7 protein-coding genes and 1 pseudogene are annotated in these 6,540 nt (G+C 61.3%); 7 read left to right on the top strand and 1 reads right to left on the bottom strand.

Annotation, left to right across the window (positions count from 1 at the left end):
- Positions 1-150, top strand: a pseudogene (locus J8I87_RS45520) (oxalate/formate MFS antiporter); the annotation flags it as partial.
- Positions 151-341: 191 nt separating this feature from the next.
- Here J8I87_RS45520 and J8I87_RS42985 read toward each other — a convergent pair.
- A complete protein-coding gene (locus J8I87_RS42985; protein ID WP_209938683.1) occupies positions 342-716 on the bottom strand; it encodes a hypothetical protein in 375 nt (124 codons plus the stop codon).
- 270 nt (positions 717-986) lie between these two features.
- On the opposite strand from J8I87_RS42985, the gene J8I87_RS42980 reads away from it, so the two are divergent.
- The 6 genes from J8I87_RS42980 to J8I87_RS42955 form a co-directional block, all read left to right on the top strand.
- Positions 987-1,706 (top strand): GntR family transcriptional regulator, encoded by a 720-nt coding sequence (locus J8I87_RS42980; RefSeq protein WP_209938681.1) that lies wholly within the window; start codon positions 987-989, stop codon positions 1,704-1,706.
- 210 nt (positions 1,707-1,916) lie between these two features.
- Positions 1,917-3,656, top strand: coding sequence for an oxalyl-CoA decarboxylase (oxc, locus tag J8I87_RS42975; protein WP_209938679.1), 1,740 nt, complete (start codon positions 1,917-1,919; stop codon positions 3,654-3,656).
- Between the two features lie 26 nt (positions 3,657-3,682).
- Positions 3,683-4,933, top strand: coding sequence for a formyl-CoA transferase (gene frc / locus J8I87_RS42970; RefSeq protein ID WP_209938677.1), 1,251 nt, complete (start codon positions 3,683-3,685; stop codon positions 4,931-4,933).
- Between the two features lie 125 nt (positions 4,934-5,058).
- Positions 5,059-5,490 (top strand): PAS domain-containing protein, encoded by a 432-nt coding sequence (locus J8I87_RS42965; RefSeq protein WP_209938676.1) that lies wholly within the window; start codon positions 5,059-5,061, stop codon positions 5,488-5,490.
- A gap of 105 nt (positions 5,491-5,595) precedes the next feature.
- A complete protein-coding gene (locus J8I87_RS42960) occupies positions 5,596-5,832 on the top strand; it encodes a hypothetical protein (protein WP_209938675.1) in 237 nt (78 codons plus the stop codon).
- Between the two features lie 501 nt (positions 5,833-6,333).
- Positions 6,334-6,540, top strand: a 207-nt coding sequence (locus J8I87_RS42955) for a hypothetical protein (protein WP_209938673.1), incomplete at its 3' end; no start/stop codon positions are given.

Here is a 6,540-nt window from a genome sequence, read left to right as displayed (position 1 = left end):
AACCTGGTGTTCATCGTGTCGGCCGTGATCACGATTGCGGCGGGCGTGTCGGCCAAGTTCATCCTCGCGCCGATGCGCGCGCGCTGGATCGAATCGGGTGCTTCCGCGCCGTCTCGCGCGTCGGGCTTGAGCGCGAGTTCGGGCGAATGAGAACGGGCGCCTGGTAAGCAGACCGCGTCCCTTCATTGAACGCAGCGGTGCGCAGCTTCAATGGCCGCGCACCGCTTTTCTTTTCTCGTCGCGCTGATTTCGTCGCGCTGATCCGATCGCGAATAAAAAAGTCTCCCGCGCTTCGACGCGCGGGAGACTCGATCGGTTTGGCTTCGTCTGCGGCTTGCTGTTCAGGCGCCCGCAAGCGCAGGCAATCCATCGTCGCCGAAGTACTGCGAGATCGAGAATCCCGCTGACCGTCGCGCACGTTCGCTCGATGGATCGACACGCGTCGGCAGCGCTTCAGGCGTATGGGCCGTCTTCTTCGCGAGGATCGCGGCGCACAGGAACTCGGCGCTGTACGCATGCAGCAGATGCGGCTGGTGTGTCTCGATGTAAGTGACGACGCGCGCATGCTCGCCGTCGATCGTCGCCAGCGACGTCAGCGTTTGCGCGTCCCAGCGAAAGCGCAGCCCCAGGTCGGCGAATGCGCTGTTGAAGGCGCACAGCTGTGCATCGACTGCATGGTCGTAGTCCATCCCGTGTTCCTCGTGTGCGTTGCGCATGATCCCCTCCGTTTCATCGATTGCGTAAAGACAGCATAGGCGCGTCGATTGATTCACGATAGTTAAAGTTTTCTTTGAAAACCATTTGCTATCGTTTATGAAAGAGTCGCTGCAAACCTGGGGTGCAGGAGAATTGGTGTCGATTAGATATGTGATATACAGTATTGCACATATGCAAGGCGGCAATTACAAGGCCGAACGACCGCGCCTACCCGGCGCCACCGTCGAGCGGGCCATCACCGTTTTCGACAACGAGGAGACACGTCGACCATGTCCACCGACACGCAAGAAAATGTCCGCACGGTCCCGTTGAGCCTGAACCTCACGCCGATCAGCGCGACAGCTTCGCTGCGCGATCAGGCTTACGCGCGACTCAAGCAGGCGATCGCGAACACCGACATCTATCACTCGCGCACGGAAGTGCGCCTCGACGAGAAGGAATTGACGGAAGCGCTCGGCGTGAGCCGCACGCCCGTGCGCGAGGCGATGACGCTGCTCGAACAGGAAGGCTTTCTGCGCACGGTGCCGCGCCGCGGCGTCTATATCTTGCGCAAGACGAAGAAAGAGATCGTCGAGATGATCTGCATGTGGGCCGCGCTCGAAAGCGTGGCGGCGCGTCTGGCCACGCAGCGCGCGTCGAACGAGGACATCGCGAAGCTGCGTGCGCTGTTCGACCACTTCAGCGGAGCCGCGCCGACGAATCACATCGAGGAATACTCGGAGGTGAACATCGCGTTTCACCAGGCGCTCGTCGAGCTATCCGGCTCGCAGATCATCCTCGACACGATCAAGAACATCTTCATGCATGTGCGCGCGATACGACGGATGACGATTGCGCAAAGCGACCGCGCGTCGCGTTCGATCGCGGACCACATGCGCATTATCGAAGCGCTGGAGGCGCGCGACACCGAGCGCGTCGAAACGCTGGTGCGCCAGCACTCGCTCGATCTTGCGCTGCATGTCGAAGCGCATTGCGATTTCCTGGACTGAAGCTCCCCTAAAAAACCCAGGATTATCCCGTACGGGCGTTTGATGCAGTGCACGAATCAGGCGCCCAGACCCTTCAGACACAAAGCTTCGGCGACCTTTTGCAATGCAACAGCATGAATCGGTATCTGCAAAAACCCGTTGACTAATATTGTGTTTGGAATATTGTATATCACGAAGACGCACACAACACCCGGCCAAGGAGGAGACGTCATGGCAGATGTACTTGAGATCAGACCGCAAGAATCCGCTGAAGCGAACGCACAACAAACGACGGACGGTTTCCACCTCGTCATTGACGCGTTGAAGGCGAACGATATCGACACGATCTTTGGTCTGGTCGGCATTCCTATCACCGACCTCGCGCGCCTCGCGCAAGCGGAAGGAATGCGCTTTATCGGTTTCCGTCACGAGCAGCACGCGGGCAATGCCGCCGCGATCGCCGGCTACATGACGCAAAAGCCCGGCATTTGCCTCACGGTGTCCGCGCCGGGCTTCCTGAACGGCCTGACGGCACTCGCCAACGCAACGACGAACTGCTTCCCGATGATCCTGATCAGCGGATCGAGCGAGCGTGAAATTGTCGACCTGCAGCAAGGCGATTACGAAGAGATGGACCAGCTGAACGCAGCGAAGCCGTACGCGAAGGCCGCGTATCGCGTGCTGCATGCAGAGGACATCGGCATCGGCGTGGCGCGTGCGATCCGCGCGGCCGTGTCGGGCCGTCCGGGCGGCGTATATCTGGACCTGCCCGCGAAGCTGCTGTCGCAAACCATCGACGCCGTGAAGGCGAAGCAATCGCTCGTCCGCGTGATCGACGCCGCGCCGCGCCAGTTGCCCGCGCCCGATTCCGTCAAGCGCGCAATCGATCTGCTCAAGAGCGCGAAGCGTCCGCTCGTTCTGCTCGGCAAGGGCGCCGCCTACTCGCAGGCCGACAAGGAAATTCGCGCGTTCATCGAGAAGACGGGCATCCCGTACCTGCCGATGTCGATGGCCAAGGGCTTGCTGCCCGACACGCACGAGCAATCGGCGTCGGCTGCGCGCTCGTTCGTGCTCGCCGAATCGGATGTCGTCGTGCTGATCGGCGCGCGGCTGAACTGGCTGCTGTCGCATGGCAAAGGCAAGACGTGGGGCAACCCGAAGAAGTTCGTGCAGATCGACATCTCGCCGCAGGAAATGGACAGCAACGTCGCGATCGCGGCGCCTCTCGTCGGCGATATCGGTTCGTGCGTCGCATCGCTTGTCGATCAGGTCGGCGACAACTTTCCGCAGCCGCCGAAGGAATGGCTCGACGCCGTCAATGAGAAGAAGAACAAGAACCTCGAAAAGATGGCCGCGACGCTCGCGAAGAGTCCAACGCCGATGAACTTCCACAGCGCGCTGCGCGTGCTGCGCGACATCGTCAAGCAGAACCCGGACATCAACGTCGTGAATGAAGGCGCGAATACGCTCGACTATGCGCGCGCCATCATCGATATGTACCAGCCGCGCAAGCGCTTCGACTCCGGCACGTGGGGCGTGATGGGCATCGGCATGGGCTTCGCGATCGGTGCAGCCGTGACGAGCGGCAAGCCGGTGCTCGCGATCGAAGGCGACAGCGCGTTCGGCTTCAGCGGCATGGAGCTCGAAACGATCTGCCGTTATGACCTGCCCGTGTGCACGGTGATCTTCAACAACAACGGCGTGTATCGCGGCACCGACGTGAACCCGACGGGTGGCAAGGACGTGGCGCCGACCGTCTTCGTGAAGGACGCGCGCTACGACAAGATGATCGAGGCATTCGGCGGCATAGGCTACAACGTGACGACGCCCGAAGCGCTCGAAAAAGCGGTGAAGGAAGCCATCGCATCCGGCAAGCCTACGCTCATCAACGCAGTGATCGACGAAGCGGCCGGCACGGAAAGCGGACGCTTGACCAATCTGAACCCGCAAAGCGCGGCGATGAAAAAGTAATGCCAGCCAACAACGGAGATACGAAAGTGACCAAACCACTCGAAGGCGTCAAGATCATCGACTTCACGCACGTGCAGGCAGGTCCTGCGTGCACACAGCTGCTGGCCTGGTTCGGCGCGGATGTGATCAAGGTCGAGCGCCCCGGCGCGGGCGACGTGACGCGCAACCAGTTGCGCGACATTCCCGACGCCGACGCGCTTTACTTCACGATGCTCAACAGCAACAAGCGTTCGCTGACGCTCGACACGAAGACGCAGGACGGCAAGGAAGTGCTCGAAAGGCTGATCCGCGAATCGGACGTGCTGGTAGAGAACTTCGCGCCGGGCGCGCTGGACCGCATGGGCTTCACGTGGGAGCGCATCAACGAGCTGAATCCGAAGATGATCGTCGCCTCCGTCAAGGGCTTCAGCGACGGGCACCACTACGACGACCTGAAGGTCTATGAAAACGTCGCGCAGTGCGCGGGCGGCGCGGCATCGACGACGGGCTTCTGGGACGGCCCGCCGACCGTCAGCGCAGCGGCGCTCGGCGACAGCAACACGGGCATGCATCTCGCCATCGGCATTCTCACGGCGCTGATCGGCCGCGACAAGACGGGCAAGGGCCAGAAGGTGGCCGTGTCGATGCAGGACAGCGTGATCAACCTGTGCCGCGTGAAGCTGCGCGACCAGCAGCGTCTGGACCGCGTCGGCTACCTCGAAGAGTATCCGCAATATCCGCACGGCGAATTCACCGATGTCGTGCCGCGCGGCGGCAACGCGGGCGGCGGCGGCCAGCCGGGCTGGGTGCTCAAGTGCAAGGGCTGGGAGACGGACCCGAACGCGTATATCTACTTCACGGTTCAGGGCCACGCGTGGGAGCCGATCTGCCGCGCGATCGGCAAGCCGGAATGGATCGACGATCCGGCCTACATGACGGCGCGGGCACGTCAGCCGCACATCTTCGATATCTTCAACACGATCGAAGCATGGCTCGCCGACAAGACGAAGTTCGAAGCCGTCGATATCCTGCGCAAGTTCGACATTCCGTGCTCGCCCGTTCTGTCGATGAAGGAAATCGCCAACGACGAGTCGCTGCGCAAGAGCGGCACGATCGTCGAAGTGGACCACAAGGCGCGTGGCAAGTACCTGACGGTCGGCAGCCCGATCAAGTTCTCGGACATGAAGCCTGAGATCACCGGTTCGCCGCTGCTCGGCGAGCACACGGAAGAAGTGCTCAAGGACCTCGGCTACAGCTTCGAACAGATCGCCAACATGCGGGAAGCGAAAGTGGTGTAATTGCGTTGGCTTATCAAAGGGCTCCGTGACTCGCATGACAGGCGTGATGATCGGAGCCCACTGAACAGCGCCTGCCGGGCGCTGTTTTTCACTGAGCGGCAGCTAGATAACACACGAGCCCACATATGAAAGCAGCCATCGACTATGAACAGCTGGTGAAAGCGATTGGCGATGCCGTCGTGATCTCCGACAAGAACGGTGCGATTACGGAGTGGAATCCTGCTGCCGAGCGCATGTTCGGCTTCACGCAGGAAGAGGCGCTCGGCAATTCACTCGATCTGATCATTCCCGAGCGCCTGCGCGGGCGTCATTGGGAAGGTTATGACAAGACCATGGCGACGGGACAGACGCGCTATGGCAGCGATGTGCTGCGCGTGCCCGCCGTCCACAAGGATGGCCGCGCGTTGTCGATCGCTTTCACGGTTGCACTGTTGTATTCGGACGAGCGCGAGCTGACGGGCATCGTCGCGGTGATCCGCGATGAAACGGCGCGCTTCCAGGAAGACCGCAATCTGCGCAAGCGCATCGCGGAACTCGAGGCGCGCGTCGGCGCCTGACGTATCGTTCCGGATGGTCGTTCGAGGCCGGCGTGCGCGCCGCCTCGCACACGCGCAGTCATTTCACGTCGATCGCCGTCGGGGCGATCAGCACGGAGGACATCGATGCGTGTAGAAACCTTTGGACCGTATCAACTCGAACTGTCGGCGAGGCAGTTCATCCACAACGGCGGCTGGGCTGCGTTTGCCGCCGTCCGCAAACTCGACGACGGAGCGCAGGCGGCCGTACATGTACTGCCGTATCAGCAGGTTGCCGATCATACGGTGTTTGCCACCGAGGCCGCGGCTATTGCGGCCGCGCGCGGCGTGGTTGTTGCGATGATTGCGCCGCAGGCGGTGTAGGGGTTCGTTCTTTTGTCTGCGACGCTGGTGGTTGGGCTTTTGTTTGCCTTGCGCGGGCATTCGCGATGCGATGTGTTTTGCCGCTATCGCTGGCATCCGCGATAGCGCCTCGCGGCGCGGGCGCTGCCCCTGTGCGGGGCGGCACCTACTTTCTTTGCCGCGGCAAAGAAAGTAGGCAAAGAAGCCGCTCACACCGCCAATCCTTGACGTTTGTCCACGGGTTCTCAACGGTTCCCGCACTTCACACGGCGACGTGCTTGCGTGCGCTCGCTGCCAGCGTGCTCATTGACCGCCTCACCGAATTCACACTCCCGCGCTATGGCCCGTGACATCGAAGGCCATGCATCCATGGCGGCAAACTGTGTGTAGCTTTTCGCGTTGCACTGGAAACCCTCGCACAGTGAGCCGCTTTAGTTAGGACGTTGCTCAATATGGAATGGGGAACTACATACTGGAACCGAGACCTACATATGCTCCCTGAAAGGGACGCTTGCGTGTTCAATGAAGCTGGCTTTCCGCACGCGGCTTGAAGCGGGTGAGGCGTTCAATCCGTGCGATGGCAACGGACGCGGGCCGGAAAGTTGCTGCGTGAAGCGCGGGGACGTCGAGAGCCCGTGGGTAAAGGCCAAGCGTTGGCGGTGTGAGCGGCTTTCTTTGCTTACTTTCTTTGCCGCGGCAAAGAAAGTAAGTGCCGCCCCGCACAGGGGC

This window comes from Paraburkholderia sp. LEh10 (genome assembly GCF_017814945.1).
Lineage (GTDB): Bacteria > Pseudomonadota > Gammaproteobacteria > Burkholderiales > Burkholderiaceae > Paraburkholderia.
This window is presented reverse-complemented; position numbering and strand designations above follow the sequence as displayed.